Raw genomic sequence first — 16,753 nt, forward strand, 5'->3', positions numbered from 1 at the left:
GAAAATCAAATAATCACTATAAAGATCAAGCATATCCATTTAATTCCCTCCCTAAAATTAAGGGCGGAATTCTAATGCTTTTTAGTCAAACTACAAGTTTATGTGCGTAACATGAGTTACTTAAGCCACTTAAAGAGCATTATGAGTCTAATAACTATCAAGTATTAGGCGCTTCATTGTCAGGTAAAGTCGCAAAGGCATTGCAAGCGGAAACAGGGATTGCATCCTCTACCATAGCCTCACTTATTTATCGGTTACGGAATAATCAAATAACCTTGACTAAAGATCATGTGTTAATCATTGATGAAGCGGGAATGGTTGATTGTTCGAGTATGTCCTATCTTATTGAGTCCGTGAACAAAGCTAGGGCTAAAATCATTTTAGTGGGTGACCCTGATCAATTAAAACCAATCCATAAAGGAGAGATTTTTCGAGGTATTGCTGCCCGGGTTGGTTATATTGAACTAGAGCAGATCAAACGACAAAGGAATCTTGATGACAGAAAAGCAAGCCTTGCTTTGGCGCGGGGCCAAGTTAGAGAGGCCATTGAACATTACTCCACCAAAGGAGCTGTTCACTTTTCAGATGAATGTGAAGAGGCCGTAAGCTTGCTTATTAACGAATGGGCACAGCAACAAAATGCGCAGTCCATTAAAGAACACACTATTTTGGCATTTACCAAGGCCTCTGTTGCCTTAATTAATGAACAAGCGCGCACCGTTATGCAACAGCAAGGAGTTATTGGGCAAGAAGGGTATGAATACCAGTCCCAAAATGGCACACAAAAAATACAGTTGGCATTAGGAGAGCGAATTTTATTTCGCCAAAACAATAAGGATTTAGGTGTACGAAATGGTGAGTTAGCTACAATTACTCATATCAATACTAATGAATTCCACGCAACATTGGATAGCGGTGAACAGGTTATTATTCCAAAATCTTATTCATTCATTGATTATGGTTACGCTTTAACTGTGCATAAATCTCAAGGAATGACCTGCGATAATATCAGTGTGTTTGTTGATAGTCCTTATTGGGATAAGAATTTAGCTTTTGTTGCTATGACGCGCCATCGAGAGTCGTTAAACATATACACCAGCAAACATTATCATCCTGATGTACAGTCATTAATTAAAACTTTATCGCGTACCACCATTAAAGATAATGTAATTGATTGGCCTTTAGACTTTGCCATGCGGGCTGGATTTGAGCCGGATAGCTTGATTGGAAAAACCATTAATACGTTTACTAAAGCGGCTCACCTTATAAAAGGCAAGTGGAATTACATAGTGAATTATGAAGCTTATTTGAATACTCAAAAACTCAAAGCCTATGCATCCCAAAATTATCGAGTCAAAGCTGTTGGCCATCAAATTGCCGAACTACTTGATGAGGCTGCTGATTTACGAAAACAGTTTAGACTTATCGACAAAGAAGCTCGTCAGCAAGGAATAAAGCAATCAGAACACCATAACTTTGATGCACTATATAAAAGAAGTGTGGAGAGGGATAAAAGCGCGGCTTTTCTTATTGGAGAGCAAAAAGAATTTATTGAGCTATATGACATTACTACAAAAGGGTTAGATACTGTTAAATCATACGCTGAACGACATGAACGTTATAAAACAATTACTACCATAGCTCAAACCCCTCAAATAGAAAAATTATCAGAACATGTAATCAGCCAAGCTAGCTTGATTGATATTCAAAAAGACAGATATCATATTAATTCTATAGCCAAAGCGTGCAACAAATCCGCCGAGCTATTGATTACGCAAATCAAGCATATACAACAACTACATAAAGAAAGAGCATGGGGTGTGCTTTGTAAAAAATACCCTGAACTAATCCAGTATGAGCAATTAAGTATGAAAAATAATAAAACAGCAGGCTTGATAGGCGAGCAACACCGTCAAAAACTGCAAACGGCTGCTGCTGCCATTATGATAAACAAGGATTTGATGAGTACGTTACAGAGGTCGCTTCCAGCAGTTGCGAAAACAATTCAACAGCGTGCGGCGCTTCAGCAACAGGAGCGCTCGCTTTAAAGAACGAAACTTTTCCAGACAATTGCGACAGCTTAACTTTTGGCTTTACTTTATCTAAATATTGGCCACCATAATGATTCGCTAGGGAAAGCCCTAATGCTAAAACAGCAAATAGAAGAGGCACTACAGGATTGCTAACTAGCGTTAAAGAGAGTGACGGTAACATAAAGTATTTAAAGACAAATAAAAGTATTGATACAGATAAAACAGCACAATTAAGTACAAGTTTTTTTAATTTAAGCTTATACAAGGCGGCCGCATGAGCTTCTGTCTTTTTCATTTCAATTAAATGTTCCTCTGATAGATTGTTTTTGGTTATCTCTCCATTGAATGACTGTTTAAAGGTAGAGAGTTCCCTTAACTCAAGCCAACCTCGAAGCATAAAAACACCTAATTCTAAGGCAGAAAATGCACAAGAAGTTTTTAATAAAGTGGTTGGTAAAACAGCTGATATGAGGCTATGTGCATCAAGAAATAACTCAAACCATGAATGAGATAATGCTTGTTTTATCCCTTGTAATGGCAATGAATCAGTAAAAAGCGGTTTTACTAATAAAGTAAGATTCATCAATAACCTTAATCCATTTATAAGCATACCTATGTAATGCAGTATTAAACGAAGGCTATTGAGGATAAAGTCCATAATAATCCAATGCCCATCTGATATTAAGGGCAAAGAATGGGCGAGCAGTAATCGACATCTTGAAATGAGTATACGAGGCCAAAGAGATCGCGACATGATTTTTCGGATTTGCCGCTCAATCTCCAAGGTATGTTGTTTGGGTTGTAGTGTACTTACGTACTTGTAGGTTAATGAACTTAAAAAGTGCTCAGGCCTAAGCACCTCTTGTTCATCGTCATCCCCATCGTGCAGTCCATGCAGCGAATCAAGCAGCCATTCATCCATATTAGGCTGCTGGGGTGGTTTTTTCATATTAGGTTTCTAGTGCCTCCAAAAAAGATGATTGAACCGATAGTGGGCGAATAAAGGGATAATGCTGTATGGCTTGTTTGGGGACGCCTACCGGCTCAAAGGTATGCTGTTTCATTGCTGGGTCTTTGTACCAAATAAATTGGCCAGCTTTTACCGGTGGGTGACCGGTGCGCATAATCAGAATTAAATGTTCGGTTAAACGCATTACTTCATCAGGACGCATCAGCGGAATAGCTTGGTAATTATAGTTTTTCGATTCGGAATAGCCTTGATGTTGAATGCTTGCCGAGCCTCCCGATACTTGAACTGTTCGAGTACCCAGTAACTTACTTACGTATTCTGCATCGTGAATGTCTTCTGTTGCAAAAGCGATTTTGGTTTTAATATTAGTAAAGGCTTTTGCCTCATCTTGAGAATATTGTTCATAGGTTTGGGCTATGTATTGCATCATTAAGACGCAGCGCACCCGGTATTCACGTAGTAATTTAAGGGAGCGTCTTAAGCGTTCGATACGTCCTAAAGATGAAAACTCATCAATCAAACATAACAAAGGATAAGGTTCTTTTACTGGGTCGGGAATTTCCTTAATCATCACCGATATTAATTGTTGCCAAAATAAAGTGAGCAATGGAGAGAGTCGCTCCATATCGTCATCAGTAAAGCCAATATAGAGGGTCATTGGTTTAGAGCGTAATTCGCGTAAATCGAAATCAGTACCACTGGTTGCCGCATCAATCGTTGGATCGTCAAATAACTCAAAATAGCCTGAGAATGTTTCAAGGATTGAGCTTCTCGTTTTTTCATAATTATTAAGATAGGAGTAGCCGTTACGGTAAAATTCAGGATCGAGATGGTCAGTTTCCTTTAACAATGAGATTAACCAATCATCAAAGTCCGCTTGCTTTATAAGGCGATTTATTTCACCTAATGTAGTTGGCCGTTCAGGGGTATCCAATAGATATAACACGGCTACTTTGAATAATTTGCGTGACGCTTGCTGCCAAATGGGATCGGATTTTTTGTTATCAGGAATTAGAATATGCGCCATACGTTGAATATCTGTAAGACGCTGTACTTTATCGTTTGAAATGAGTGATAAAGGATTGTATCTATGGGTTACGTGCTCTTCATTGGTTGGAGCCCAACAATAACACTGATGCCCTAATACCTGTTGTCTATAGCCTGAAGTGGTTTTAAACAGCGTTAACTTGACGTCATTACACACTACAGAATAAGGATAATGAAATAAATTGGGTATGCCTATGCTGCGGGTTTTACCACTTCCTGTTGGGGCAAAAACAAGCACGTGCTCAAAGCCATTGGAATAGAGTGGTGCTCCATACTTTTTACCGATAATAATGCTTTGCTCTTCCTGCTTGAAGAATAGGGCTTTCTTCATTTCAAAACCGTTGGCAAAGTGGGCGTTTCCTAGTACTTATTTTTCTGGTCTTATTTTATTAAAGAGATAAAGACCCAGTGCAATAAAGCTAATAAGAAAAAGTGCACCTTCTGTTTTAATAAAAGCAGACCAAAGTTCTAAGTTCTGATAGTGAAGATTGGCCAAATCAATAAGCCCTAACAAGGAGTGGATTTCCTCTAAAAATAACCAGGAAAAAATAAAATATCCTGCTATAAAAAGCCCCGTACTTATTAAAATACTACTGCTCACCATATAAGCTAAATACCGCTTAAATCCTTTCTGCATAAGTCCAAACAGGCAAAGCATCATTAAACTGGTAATAGAACAAGCAATTGCTATCTCATTTAAAAAGCCATGATGTATTAAGTCTTTTAATACAATGGGCGTGGCAAACTGAGTCACCCCAGTAAGCAATAAAGCGATTTGGCAGCTTATTTGAATAAACGTAACACCTGCCAGGAGGTAAATACTTATTTTATTGAGCGTGTTTATAATACACCTCCACCAAACGTCGGCCTTCCGTAGTTTTTTGTAATTGCACGACTACATCAATAACTTCATGCAATATCTTGTAAATGTCTGCCTCCTCCATGCCAGCCACTTGATTTAATTTATAGAGTTGCGCCATGCGCATAAAGGCAACGCGTGGATTATTGGCATGTATGGTGGCTAATGCGCCACTGTGTCCTGTAGAGCAGGCAGAGACAAAATCAAAAATCTCCTTTCCTCTGATTTCCCCCATGATGATGCGGTCTGGTCTTAACCTTAACGTGGCCTGTACTAAATCTTGCATGCTAATGCGCGCTATGGATTCACCGGTTGGTTTTAATGCTTTTAATCGCACCAGATTAGTGTGGGGACACTCTATTTCATAAGTGTCCTCAAGAGTGATAAGTCGCTCATCTCGTGGTATTTGTCCCAGACAACTATTTAAAAAAGTGGTTTTCCCAGAAGAGGTACCACCTGAAATAATAATGTTTTTCTTATTAACAATGGCTTGGCTGATAAATTTCAACCAATCTTGTGAATGATATAAATGAAGAAGGTGGGATTCATTATCCTCTTGAGTAGGTTTATCTAAGCCTACAGCTAGTGCTCGCGAAAAAAAACCTATCTCCTTGTAGTCCTCGAAACTCAACTGCTTTAAGGTGAATTTTCGTATCGATAAGGTTTCATAAAGAGAGGCTGGTGGAATTACCAATTGCACTCTGGAGCCATCTTTTAAGTTACCAGACAAAATGGGTGCGCCTTCCGATAAGGTTTGCTTGTTTTCATTCGCCAATAGTACGAATAAACGTCTTAGATATTGAGTAGTCAGCTCAGGCATGTCTAAGCGTTGCAATATCCCTTCACGCTCAATATAAATTTCTTGTGGCTTATTAATTAAAATTTCAGAAACATGCTCATCATCTAAAAAGCATTGTAGTGGGGCTAAAAGCCCCGTTGAACCAGGAGCACAACGTGCTTTGATGGCATCCATTTCAACCCCTACCCGCAACACGGTAAAAATCCAAATCATGGGCTACAAAAATCTTAATCTCAGCACCTTGATTGGTTTGTAAGGTAGTATTTTGTTGCATGTCTTGTTGCAGGGTTTGATTAGCCGCTTGCTGGAATGAACCTGCAACGTTCATTCGGTATTGCGCCATGGAGTTGTATTGGTCTTGTCCATTAACCCCTCCGGTTGCAGAAAATGCACCTAATACAGAAAGCAGAGCGCCGCTGCCAAATCGCTCAAAGAAATGACGGTCAATATAATCGGCAGCTACTCCTGAGCGACCTATGGAATCAGAGCCTGGGCTATTTAAAGTGACTTTTACCCCATTGCTCATTTGTATTTGGTTCCAGACGATAAAAATACGACGCTGTCCTTGAGTAATAGCAGTATTAAATTGTCCGATTACCGATGAGCCTTTGGGGAGCAATAATCGATGGTCTGATAATGAATAGATGTCATGCTTTGTAATTGCTTTTACCATGCCTGCCAATTCAGAGTTAATTGCTGTCTCTAAGGTTGCAGGAATCATCTCGCCTGCGGGCACTGTCCAATTGGGATGAGGTAGACGTTTTGCAAATACTGTTGTGATATCATTTTGCTGATTTAAGAATTGAGAGTTAGCATCTTGCCCCATCAATGTTTTCTGAGCTTCTTTTTTCGCTTTTAAGGCGCTTATAGGGGAATCCGAACCACTGGCGCTAAAAAAGGTTGATGGTGCATTCATCCGCGCTAGCGTCTCTTTAGATACCGTGTTTTGTGAAGCATTTCTAATTTTTGGTGGATGATTCGGGTCGCCACCGTGATAGCCTGTTTGTGCTTTATTTTGTTCTCTAAGGGCTGCAATAAGCTCTAGATTTTGGCTTAAGGCAAGAGATGGACTTTGCTTTTCGCTCTCTTCAGTCACTTCATTACTGTGGCGTTTAGGCAGGAACCCACTTAATGCAATGAGCGCACACAAAACAACGGTACCAATCCATAACGCTCGGTCTTTCCATTTGATATGATTGTCTTTTTTTGCAACTTGAGTTCTATTGCTTAATACATCCGGTGTTTTGTTGTCCGTATTCATTGAGGTCTCCTGTTGGCAGCAATGCGATTAATTTCTTGAGCATTAAATACGGAAGTAGTGAGTCTTCCTTGGCGTAGAGTAAATTGTGGCGCTAGGCGTTGCACCACAATGTATTTGCCTTCACGGCGACTATTGACGGTGGACTCTTTACCGCTGCCATCCTCAACAGCGAAAATGGCAGGTACTGCACCAGTGTTCGTTAATTCAAAATAAGTAAACCGCCCATCATCAAACACATGGCGTGGCACTAATTGCGGACTACCGCTAAAGCGATAGGCTGCATTGACTACTTTGGGTTGAGGAGTGACTTTTGATGCGTTGTGTTGGGCCGTTACGGGCTTAGGTTTTGCTTCTACATACGTAAACTTTAAAGCGTAGGTTTGTTGCTTTGAGTCAGCACTTAAGTTTTTGCTACTTAACAGATGAAAATAATAAGCATGTTTATTGGTCACCACCGTCATATTGGTATCTGAATTAAACTGTGTCGGCTTAACAAAAACAATATTGCTAAGCTCTGGATGGTAAGTCACCATCCACGCAGTTGTATCACCACCTTCAATATCCAATATCTCTTCTTTATCGGCGAATTGAATTTGAGTCGTTGTGAACGGTATACCATGCACAGGCACCACATCATTTTCCCTATAGACCACTTGTTTGATGCGCGCATCTTGGGTCAATGGAGTAGGGTTATTTTGCGCTAAAGCACTGGTTAAAGGCATTAAGCACGCTATGCTAATTAAGAATGATTTCATACATGAGCCTCCGTTGCTCTTAGTTGTTTACTGTATCGAGTGACTTCAAAACCATCCCAATTTTGCCAACGTTCTTCTGGGGATGATGGCGGTGTGCCGTATTGCCAGGAAATTAGGGCGTTATAATGGGTAGAAGTTGATTTACCCGTGGTTTTGTCTGTATCCACTAGACTAAATACCACTTCAGCTAACGCATGATGGTCTTTGTGCAATCCTTCTTCATTGGCCAACATGGAATCGAGGAAATTAATGCTGTAAAGGCGTACTTCACGTTTGATTTGGTTACCTAATAGATGAATGGGTGAGGCTTTATTCGCCGCATCGTGCTCATTCACGTATTCCTTTGCTACCACGTTATTTGAAAGTAAATGTATTAACTCAAATTGGGCTCTATAACTGGAAACATCATAGGACTCTCGGTTTTGAATGTAGCGAGCAATGTCACTACGGACTTGGTCTTCGTTAAGCGGCGTTTGTTTGTTGGCTACCGCATCCACTGTGAGTACCCCATTATCATAATGGTGCACTAACAGCGGTACTATGGTTTGGTAATTAGCCAATACGGCTACAGCAATGAGTGATATGACATTCAATAGCATGGCAGTTAGAAAAGCGACTTGGTAGCGTTTTCGTGATTGTTCTATACGTCCAAAATTATCATCAGCCCAAGTTCTCGCATGGTTAAAATAACGTGTTAACGACGGTTGTTGGCTCATCAAGCACCTCTTCTTAAGTTCTTATGGAGTTGTTTAAATAAATTGTGACCGGCATTACCCAGTTGCTTTCCTTTATCTAATGCCGATGCCGCTCTTTGTGTGTTGTTGCGCATGAAGGTTTTGGAAAATCGACCAGCACCTAAACTGCTTCCTATAAAACCACCGACCATTGCAGCCCCACCTGAGGTACAAACGGAACCGCCTATACTTTTACCAATACATACCGCTTGGAATATTCCCGTGATACATAAGCAGGCAACAATAAAAATAGGAATCCAAATTGCAGCACTTACTTGAGTGCTATCCGTCATAAAAGAAGAAGTCACCCAATGTAATAAGCGCACACAAAGTCCTACTACAGCGGATACAAAAATGAGTACAAAGGAAAAACCAGACAATTTACCAAGCCAGCGCTCAAAAAAAGGTTTGGTTTGGTCAAACAAAGTGAATACGATAAATAGAGGTGCGGTGCATAATACAAGGGCCATCATAAGCTTGGCGGTCACTATCTCTATAAAAGCTAACCCTAGCGTGATGCTGCCCGATAGGAACACCATCATCCCTGCAAAATAAGGCGTCGGTTTTCTTAATGAACCAATTTTAAATAAATCACACCCTAACTTTAAAATTTCATTTAAAACATTTTGTATCCCTTGGTTAATAGAGGAGCCTAATCCTTGTTGATTAAGCGCTAACATCAGCTTTGTGCCGATGGTTTCACTACCTACAATAAATAAATCACGCACATAGAAAGAAAATAACTCCCAATTCAGTGCGAACATATAAATAAGCCCGGCACGAATTGCGAAACGAAATAACTCGTGTTGAGGCTGTTTAATGACGCCTTGCGCTATGCCATACCCTTTAAGTACTATATAAAGAATAATCATAGAGGCTAATGGGGCTTGGAGTATGGAAGCCATTGCTTTATAGCCATCAAAAACAAAGTGACGAGTTAATCTATCAATTTCGCCAGCCAGTTGAATGATAAAATTGTTGTAGGTCATGGCGTTCATTAGTGCGCCTCGATAACAAAGCGAGGCTCGTGCGTGACTGCAAATTCGGCATAATCATCCGCAATCGTTGTAAAGAACGCAGCATCAATTAAATCTTGAGCTCTAAGCTTATTAAACCCCGGATAATGTCCTTCTCTAGCAAATTCCATCATCCCTAAATACAATGCAGTACACTGTAATTCAGGACTTTTTTTACCGTCCATACACTCTAAGTAGCCATACCCATAGGAGTCTTTTTGCGTCAGGATATGAAGACACTTTTCCGCATTAGCTGAGGCATTCAGAAGAAAGTTAAGTGTGTCTTGCTTGGAGTGTGTTTTTAATGGATTGTCATGATGACAAGCACATAATGTAAGAACGCTTAATAGTACAATGCACTGTTTCAATGCTCTATTCATTATTTTTCCTCTGTAAGCACCACTTCATTAATTGGGTATTGCGGGCAATACCGACCAAACTGAGCGCAAGGGGAATCTAAATCGGGCGGTTTTGACGAACAGCCATTGAGTAAGCTCAGTAGTAGCAATGCAAACATCCCTTTCATGGTGTACTCCTTGTTCAGTGGGGTAATCGATTAAAGCGTGCAATTTCAGCTCGGTCTTGTAATTCAGATAAGCTGTCTTGTGCTGTTTGTTGACTTATTAGGGCTTGTAGTCTCAGGCTCATCAGCTGAATAAAAGCAAGCTCCGTAAGTAGTCTTGAATTTAAATCAATGGCGCCTTTGGTATTGGCTGTTTTTTCAATTTGTTTGGATAGCTTATGCAGTGCTTCCATATGCTTATTAATTTCGTTGTAGCTTTCGGTGGTTTGCACAAGGACTGCGCGATTGACGGCTTTATCTTCTTTAAAGCGTGCTGCTTGTCCGGGCGTAGTATTGTTTGCATAACTCGATTCATTCAATGCAGGATGATTTTTTTCATAGGCGCTAACTAATTCCTTATATCGGGTGGAGTTGCCACCCGATAAGTTCTGCAATGCATCTTGCCAAGTACTTACTGGTGATTGCCAACTTTGTAATGAATCCAATCCATTGTTCAAATCACCAAATCCATAATGGCCTGAGTTCATCGATTTTAATTGGTTTAAATTATTTACTTGCGCTTGAGCGGTTTCATAGGTATCACGTAACACGCGGTATTGTTCTTGTAACTCATTTAATTGCTTCATTGCTAAAACAATCATTTGTGCATCTTCGACACCTAATAAATCCGCATGACCTATAGGAGATAACAAGCTTGCAACTAATACGGTAGAACACAGGAGCACTTTTTTATTCATAATGCACTCCTTTCAAAGAAGGTTGGTAACCATTGGTTAGGATGAGCTCCATACTTCTCTATTAATTCATCAACTAACTTCACTGAATTGGTATTAGCTGATAGTACTCGGATGTATTGTTTAAGGTCGCTTAAATCAAGACGACACAATAATGATTCATGTTCTTGCTTGTAGAGAAAAATCCTCGACTCTGGAGTATTTTCTTTAACTGCCTCAAATTCTGACTCAGTAAGTTTGAGTGCATCAATATAGACCTCTCGTTCCGCACGTGGATTAGGAAACACAATAAGCGTTGCTAAGTTATCAAAGACAATGTGTCTAATCGGTGAATTAATAATGGTTTGAGGTGATTGGGTATCAAAAATAAAATGCCCATTCTTTTTACGAATAGTAGGCAACCATTCACGAAGTGTTTTTTCCCAAAAGGAGGATGCAAATAATTGCCATGCTTCTGCCAATATAAACGAGGTTAATCGGCCATCTAGGCATTGACGCATGCGGTGTAATAAATACAGATACACTGGTGTTGCTATCAGTTGAGGGGCTTGATCCATCAGATACGTGACATCAAAGCCTACCTTATCAAAATTAAAACTAAGTGCATCGAACTCATTATCAAATAACCAATGAAACTCTCCATCAATACGCAGACTATCCTTTTTAAGCCAACGTCTTAAGTGCGGCCAACGTGGAAAATCGATGGGTAAATACTGGCTGACAATGCTTAAGGTTCTATATTCTGGAGCTAATTGCTCGTAAACATAATCAATACAGTCATTAATGGTTTCGGCAATGGAGCTGGGAATCATTTGCTCGTTCTCTTCTAAGAGCAGTGTGGCAAACCATGATTTAAGAAAGGAGCGGTTTTCTGGAGTATCTGGAAGCTGTAAGGGATTCATAGCAACATTGCTGGATGGTGCTATTTTGTTATATCTGCTGTTACCGGACGCTAGGATGTATATTTTAGAAGATTCATCTCTATCTAACATGAAGCACCGGCCACCAAAACGCCCCATCTGAGCATCTAAGAAATTAACCAGAGTTGTTTTACCGGCATTATTTCCACCAAATACTGCAGCATGGCCTTTAGTAGGATTGGTGCGTGAGCCACGCACGTGATAGTTAAAATACACAGGCGATTTAGAGGGCGACTCAAGCAAAGTAATTGCTCCACCTAAAAAATTTTCATGTGCATAACCGCTCTTAGTGTTATGTAACGAACAAAACTCAGTGAAATTTTCTGAGGTGATTAATGAGGCACGTGCTATAAAATGGGGATTGCAGGGAATCTGGCTCCAAAAAGCAGGTTCTTGGCCTAACGTTTCTTTCACTACCACAATACCTGAGCTGGCATAACGCTTCGTAGCTTCTAAAATAAGTTCATCTAATGATTCTTTGGTTGGTGCAAGCAGCATCAAGGTATGGTGATGAGCGCCTAGCAATACTGTTTCGCTCGCAATACCATCTTCTAAATGAGCTAAGACATCCATTTGGCTAATGGCTTTGTCTTCTGCATTAATTAATTTAGAGCGTTTTTTAGTAATTCTATCCAGAGCACTATCACGCCCAATGGGGGCAAAGGTATGTGTAGAAATAAACTCACAATCTAAAGAGAGTAAGTTATCTAATAAAATACTCACTGTGTGCGTTGGATATTTTTTTAATGAGAGTAAGGCGCCAAAAGTGCACTCGCTAAGGGTATTTCCTTGAAACTGAATGTACTCACCAAAAAGTAATTGATAACGGCTGAGGTATTGGCCTAGGTGTCCTTGAGGATAAAGCACCTCTTCTTTAAACGTCTCAGGAATAGCATTAGCAATCGGAGGACTATAAATGGGCTTTTGAAAGTGAGGCGTTTGACCTGCATTGACTACTAAGCCAAGAAACTCTAATAGCTCGCTATGGCCTAACTCTTTATCCCGATCACCTAAAAGTGTTGCGCCAAATGATGATAAATTAGCCTGCAATTGGCTTACGGTATTTTGAAGCACGGTGCAGTTCTTTTCTCGTTGCAGTTGCTTTAGCTCCGAACTTACATGACTAATACTTTTTATTCGTTCAATCCATGTGCTGGTTTTATTGGAGTTATCACCTTTTAATACGATTGTTAAATACAGACTATTTTGATAAGCCTTCTTATTAGCAAAGCGCTGGTGATAGCGTTTATCAAGGTCACGTGCAAAGTCAGATGTAAAATTCCCAGTTAATACGCATGATGTTTTGTGTCTATGAGTGGTAATGTAGACGATAAAGCGAGAATCCAGACCTATTAGGGCTTGGTGTAATAAAAAAAGTTGATGATTTAGCACCTCTGGTTCTGCTACCTCAAAAGAAATACCCTCTACACGTAGCACAGAACCTACTAATCCTGATTGAGACTCAAAAATGCAGGGTGAGTTGAGGTGTGTTATAGGAAAGTTATCTGAGATTTTTGCCTCTTGAGTAACAGGCTTTACTAGTTTAAAACGGTTCATAAGCACGCACCTTCCAAAGTGTTTTATTGGGGGTATGAGGCAATAAATAGCATTTGGCACAAATCGTAAAAAAATGAATGTCGTAGCGACACACTAACCAGCCAAAGACATGCAACGGAATAAAAATTAAGCCATACAGTGGAGCGAACCCTATAAAGGCACACATAGAAACCATGAGGTTGATGATGTGGTATTCAAAGGTAACTCCCAAGGTCATTGCTGGTCGGGTCAGTGCATTAAAAATGGGGCTGCTTTTAAGCGTATCCACAATCACCTCCTAGCCCACACAATAGCTGTATATAGATCCAGCGCCAAAGATGATGCCAAGTCCAATGAGAATCATCACGAAATATTCTTTAGGAAACTTTCCCCTGAAACACATGAAACCCGCTATAACAATGCAAAGAAAACCTACTGCCTTAGCAATGCCTCCTTGTAGGTAGTGAGCCGATCGGTTAAGGATGCCTTCGACACTTTGGGCTTGGGACGAACAAGGGAATAGGGCGCAAGCTACTATCAAATAAGTTAGCGTTATCTTTTGCTTTATTTTTTTAAAAGAGCTCATCGGGCACCTCTATTTAAAGAAGCACATTTTTCTTGTGCACGGTTTTGAGAAAATACTTCTTCCCGGGCAATATCAATATGTAAGGGGGCATCTATCCCTATGCTAATGATGTCATCCTCAACTTTAATCACCTTCATTTGAATACGACCTTTGTCCATAAGTATTTGCTGTCCTGCCTTTCTGGTTAAAACCAACATAGCTATCTCCTTTTTTTAAGCTAAATGCTTCAAACACTGTTTTACATTGAAGGCGACAATAGATTCTTGTGCTCTGATATGTTCCTCTTTAACTCGAAACTCCTTTCGCTTTTTAATTTGTTTGCAGTAATAAATCATTTGCGGCAATGTAGGAGGCATTTCGTACTGCTCCCTACAACCAAGAATGGCTTCACTTAAGACATCGTCAGCAAATCCACTCAACCCTTCATGCCATTCTTTTTTGGCAAACTTCAAAAACACTTCCTCTTTAAACTGGCTTCGCCAAATATGCCCATAGAAGGCAGCAAACTTTGAGAACAATAAGTCAATACGCTTTTGCTCTCTATTGGCATCGCAAGATGGAGATGACATTGCTTGCTCTTGGCTCTTCTTCATCACAGGGAGGGCAGAACAAGTCTGCGCCGGTGTTACGTACTCTAGTATTTTTTTCATGCTTTGCATGGCTTACCTCCTGTAATGCGTCCATAAATAATCCGTCCTCCCAGCAACGCTGAGCTAACCAGTTTGCTGGATATTTCCAAGGTGGTACCCAAGTGCCTTGTGCTTTAAGTTGATCTCTGTGCTGAATTTGTTGCTGTAATGCGTGCATGATCTGCTGAAAGAGTTCTGCGTTTGGTCTTAACTGCTCAAAAGCGGCTTGTGCATTGCTCTTTGATTTTCGCTCTGGATACAACGACCAAAATTGTTCGAATTGCGCTAATAAATAAATATAATAATTATCTTTATTAAGAGGTATGGCGGCTTTGGATGGTTTTGCTATGGCGCCTTGTTCCGCCTCAACCTCAGAAAACACAGTGTTTATAAGGCCTGTAACGGGTGGCTTTATGGTGGTTTTCTGTGGCGGGTTTATGGCGGCTTTATTTTGGACAGAATAACCCAAAGTAGCCAATTCGCACTTTAAAATTAAATGCATCTCTTCAGAGTGCACAGCAACTACACCAACACGCACTAAACTAGCAATGGATCGCCGAACTTGATCACGAGAAAAGCTTTGGCTTTTAATACCAGGATGCGGTTCTATGTAGAGTTGCTCAGAAATGGATTGATGACTGATGCGTCTTTTAATGCCGACTAGTCCTGTTTTTACGTCCATATACGGTCGTATCCCTCTCAAATAAGTTAGTTGCTGTATGTGAGGTAACCCACATAATGCAGCTAATTCGTCCTGATTAATTAAATAATCCAACATCCCTATACTTCTCCATATGCAAAGTCCAATTACGTGCAAAACTCTTATTGAGCAAAATTGCTCGAAACGAGTAATTTAAATTTAAAGTTAACACACATTGAGAATGAGTCAATATCTGTTATCATATTTTTAAGAATATTTTTTGTATGCCAACTGAATGAGTATTAAAGAGAAAATTGGATTAAGGATTAAACAAGAGCGCACGAGTAAAAAGCTCACTATGAGAGCGCTTGCTGAGTTAACTGATAACTTAAATATCTCCCGCATAAATAATTATGAAAGGGGAGAGCGAACTCCTGGACCTGAGGAAATTAAACAGTTAGCCAAGGCCCTAGATGTTTCTCCTTCATTTTTAATGTGTCTTTCAGATGATCGGCAAGGAAGTTTTAAAACACCCGGTTTGGGTGGATTAATTCCAATTCTTGATTATAAAAGCGCTTGTGAACCTGTTTTAGCAATCCAAAAAATAAAAGACGAGTTGTATTCCGAAAAGCTCGATTTAGTGCCAATAAACTCGGATGTTCAGAAACGCATAGGAAAAAATGCGTTTGCACTTTTAGTTAAAGATGAAAGCATGCTTCCTGAATTGAGGTTCGACGATATTTTGATTATTGACCCTGACACTCAACCCAGCCCTGGCGATTTTATAGTAGTGAAATTAGAGAGTGATGTAGAGGTCATTATCAGGAAATATAAAAAGCTATCCGCTTCAATAGATGATCCTGAAGTTAAATTAATTGCACTTAATAATGACTGGCCAGAAGTGATGATTACTAAAGACTTTAAGAAAATACTTATGGGAACAGTTATTTCTTTGTTCCGAACAATTAAACGTTAACATTTAAGAAATAAAATTTTCATTAATTAGCAATTTCCCTTTATTGATCTATAGTTAACCAGATCAATTAATTACATTTTTCCATTCTTTATAAAGTTCTCGCTTTATTTTAAGAGGTATTTTTACGTTTATGTCTTGTCCTGAATTAGTGTGAATTTTTATTCGTAAGAATAAAAAATTTATAAATTTTGAATCTGGTTTAAAGCCTATATTTAAAATATGTAAAATATTTCTTGGATAATAAATAGACCCTTCTTCTCCTTCGTTTAATTTTATTGGTAATTGCGTGGAAAAAGATTTAAAAGGACCATTAAAAAACTCTGTTTCCGTAAGCCATTTTCTTTTCCAGGGCAAATACGCATAACTCCATTGCACATTCAAAACTGTGCAAATTCGAATATTGATATTTACAAAATTTAATGTAAATACCCATGTTTGTTTATTTGAGGGAGATACAATTAGACCATTCGACAATTTAGCCTTGATGATAGTTTCTGATGCTCTTTTAGACAGTTTATATGCCATAAAAGAAATCCAATACATAGCTATAGCCATTAATGCTTGAATGGCCGCCGAATATTTATTTAGTTGTTCCAAAAAATCTAAAAGATAATTCTGATATAGGCGCGGATTTTTAGACGAAAAAAAGGTATTTTTAAGAGCTATTCTTCTAATATAAGAGGGGAATAGAATGACCAAAAAGCGAAATTATTACACTGCATCAAAAAAATCAAA

The 16,753-nt window shown here is 39.4% G+C and carries 20 protein-coding genes and 1 pseudogene; 3 read left to right on the plus strand and 18 right to left on the minus strand.

All coding sequences use genetic code 11. The annotated features are described in order from the left end of the window. Positions 1 to 128 precede the first annotated feature (128 nt). Positions 129 to 575, plus strand: a pseudogene (locus ELY15_RS16520) (AAA family ATPase); the annotation flags it as partial. Positions 576 to 722: 147 nt separating this feature from the next. Next, positions 723 to 2,048, plus strand: coding sequence for a hypothetical protein (locus ELY15_RS07705; protein ID WP_255411073.1), 1,326 nt, complete (start codon positions 723 to 725; stop codon positions 2,046 to 2,048). Here ELY15_RS07705 and ELY15_RS07710 read toward each other — a convergent pair. The 17 genes from ELY15_RS07710 to ELY15_RS07780 form a co-directional block, all read right to left on the minus strand. Further along, entirely contained in the window at positions 1,942 to 2,982 is a 1,041-nt protein-coding gene (locus tag ELY15_RS07710; RefSeq protein ID WP_127099086.1) for a hypothetical protein, read from the minus strand. The genes ELY15_RS07705 and ELY15_RS07710 overlap by 107 nt on opposite strands. 1 nt (position 2,983) lies before the next feature. Beyond that, positions 2,984 to 4,381: a type IV secretory system conjugative DNA transfer family protein gene (locus ELY15_RS07715; RefSeq protein ID WP_233586566.1), complete on the minus strand. Its 1,398-nt coding sequence runs from the start codon at positions 4,379 to 4,381 to the stop codon at positions 2,984 to 2,986. 36 nt (positions 4,382 to 4,417) lie between these two features. After that, on the minus strand, positions 4,418 to 4,804 hold the full coding sequence (locus ELY15_RS16425) for a hypothetical protein (RefSeq protein ID WP_233586568.1): 387 nt from the start codon (positions 4,802 to 4,804) through the stop codon (positions 4,418 to 4,420). A 73-nt stretch (positions 4,805 to 4,877) separates the two neighbouring features. Next, on the minus strand, positions 4,878 to 5,882 hold the full coding sequence (gene virB11, locus ELY15_RS07720; RefSeq protein ID WP_127099087.1) for a P-type DNA transfer ATPase VirB11: 1,005 nt from the start codon (positions 5,880 to 5,882) through the stop codon (positions 4,878 to 4,880). A 1-nt stretch (position 5,883) separates the two neighbouring features. Further along, positions 5,884 to 6,969, minus strand: a complete 1,086-nt coding sequence (locus ELY15_RS07725) for a TrbI/VirB10 family protein (RefSeq protein ID WP_127099088.1) — start codon at positions 6,967 to 6,969, stop codon at positions 5,884 to 5,886. After that, on the minus strand, positions 6,966 to 7,724 hold the full coding sequence (gene virB9, locus ELY15_RS07730; RefSeq protein ID WP_127099089.1) for a P-type conjugative transfer protein VirB9: 759 nt from the start codon (positions 7,722 to 7,724) through the stop codon (positions 6,966 to 6,968). Before virB9 ends, ELY15_RS07725 begins: the two co-directional genes overlap by 4 nt. Continuing rightward, positions 7,721 to 8,440 (minus strand): virB8 family protein, encoded by a 720-nt coding sequence (locus ELY15_RS07735; protein ID WP_127099090.1) that lies wholly within the window; start codon positions 8,438 to 8,440, stop codon positions 7,721 to 7,723. Before ELY15_RS07735 ends, virB9 begins: the two co-directional genes overlap by 4 nt. Next, positions 8,440 to 9,456, minus strand: a complete 1,017-nt coding sequence (locus ELY15_RS07740; protein ID WP_127099091.1) for a type IV secretion system protein — start codon at positions 9,454 to 9,456, stop codon at positions 8,440 to 8,442. The genes ELY15_RS07735 and ELY15_RS07740 overlap by 1 nt, the downstream gene beginning before the upstream one ends. Next, entirely contained in the window at positions 9,456 to 9,854 is a 399-nt protein-coding gene (lvrD, locus tag ELY15_RS07745) for a T4SS-associated protein LvrD (protein ID WP_127099092.1), read from the minus strand. The genes ELY15_RS07740 and lvrD overlap by 1 nt, the downstream gene beginning before the upstream one ends. Beyond that, on the minus strand, positions 9,854 to 10,000 hold the full coding sequence (gene lvhB7, locus ELY15_RS16365; protein WP_199744188.1) for a T4SS-associated protein LvhB7: 147 nt from the start codon (positions 9,998 to 10,000) through the stop codon (positions 9,854 to 9,856). Before lvhB7 ends, lvrD begins: the two co-directional genes overlap by 1 nt. Positions 10,001 to 10,014: 14 nt before the next feature. Further along, a complete protein-coding gene (locus ELY15_RS07750) occupies positions 10,015 to 10,734 on the minus strand; it encodes a type IV secretion system protein (protein ID WP_127099093.1) in 720 nt (239 codons plus the stop codon). After that, positions 10,731 to 13,208 (minus strand): VirB4 family type IV secretion/conjugal transfer ATPase, encoded by a 2,478-nt coding sequence (locus tag ELY15_RS07755; RefSeq protein WP_127099094.1) that lies wholly within the window; start codon positions 13,206 to 13,208, stop codon positions 10,731 to 10,733. The genes ELY15_RS07750 and ELY15_RS07755 overlap by 4 nt, the downstream gene beginning before the upstream one ends. Further along, positions 13,195 to 13,476 carry a type IV secretion system protein VirB3 gene (locus ELY15_RS07760; RefSeq protein ID WP_127099095.1) on the minus strand — a complete coding sequence of 94 codons (282 nt, stop codon included), beginning with the start codon at positions 13,474 to 13,476 and terminating at the stop codon, positions 13,195 to 13,197. The genes ELY15_RS07755 and ELY15_RS07760 overlap by 14 nt, the downstream gene beginning before the upstream one ends. Positions 13,477 to 13,485: 9 nt before the next feature. Then, positions 13,486 to 13,773, minus strand: coding sequence for a TrbC/VirB2 family protein (locus ELY15_RS07765; protein WP_127099096.1), 288 nt, complete (start codon positions 13,771 to 13,773; stop codon positions 13,486 to 13,488). Further along, positions 13,770 to 13,970: a carbon storage regulator gene (locus ELY15_RS07770; protein WP_127099097.1), complete on the minus strand. Its 201-nt coding sequence runs from the start codon at positions 13,968 to 13,970 to the stop codon at positions 13,770 to 13,772. The genes ELY15_RS07765 and ELY15_RS07770 overlap by 4 nt, the downstream gene beginning before the upstream one ends. Before the next feature lie 15 nt (positions 13,971 to 13,985). Next, entirely contained in the window at positions 13,986 to 14,342 is a 357-nt protein-coding gene (locus tag ELY15_RS07775; protein WP_127099101.1) for a Vir protein, read from the minus strand. After that, positions 14,314 to 15,180 (minus strand): hypothetical protein, encoded by an 867-nt coding sequence (locus ELY15_RS07780; protein WP_127099098.1) that lies wholly within the window; start codon positions 15,178 to 15,180, stop codon positions 14,314 to 14,316. Before ELY15_RS07780 ends, ELY15_RS07775 begins: the two co-directional genes overlap by 29 nt. Positions 15,181 to 15,337: 157 nt before the next feature. Here ELY15_RS07780 and ELY15_RS07785 point away from each other — a divergent pair, with 157 nt between their 5' ends. Then, positions 15,338 to 16,018: an XRE family transcriptional regulator gene (locus tag ELY15_RS07785; RefSeq protein WP_127099099.1), complete on the plus strand. Its 681-nt coding sequence runs from the start codon at positions 15,338 to 15,340 to the stop codon at positions 16,016 to 16,018. Between the two features lie 63 nt (positions 16,019 to 16,081). On the opposite strand, the gene ELY15_RS07790 is transcribed toward ELY15_RS07785, so the two are convergent. Beyond that, positions 16,082 to 16,615, minus strand: coding sequence for a hypothetical protein (locus ELY15_RS07790; RefSeq protein ID WP_148111233.1), 534 nt, complete (start codon positions 16,613 to 16,615; stop codon positions 16,082 to 16,084). Positions 16,616 to 16,753: the final 138 nt, after the last annotated feature.

The organism is Legionella sp. km772 (genome assembly GCF_003989735.1).
Lineage (GTDB): Bacteria > Pseudomonadota > Gammaproteobacteria > Legionellales > Legionellaceae > Legionella.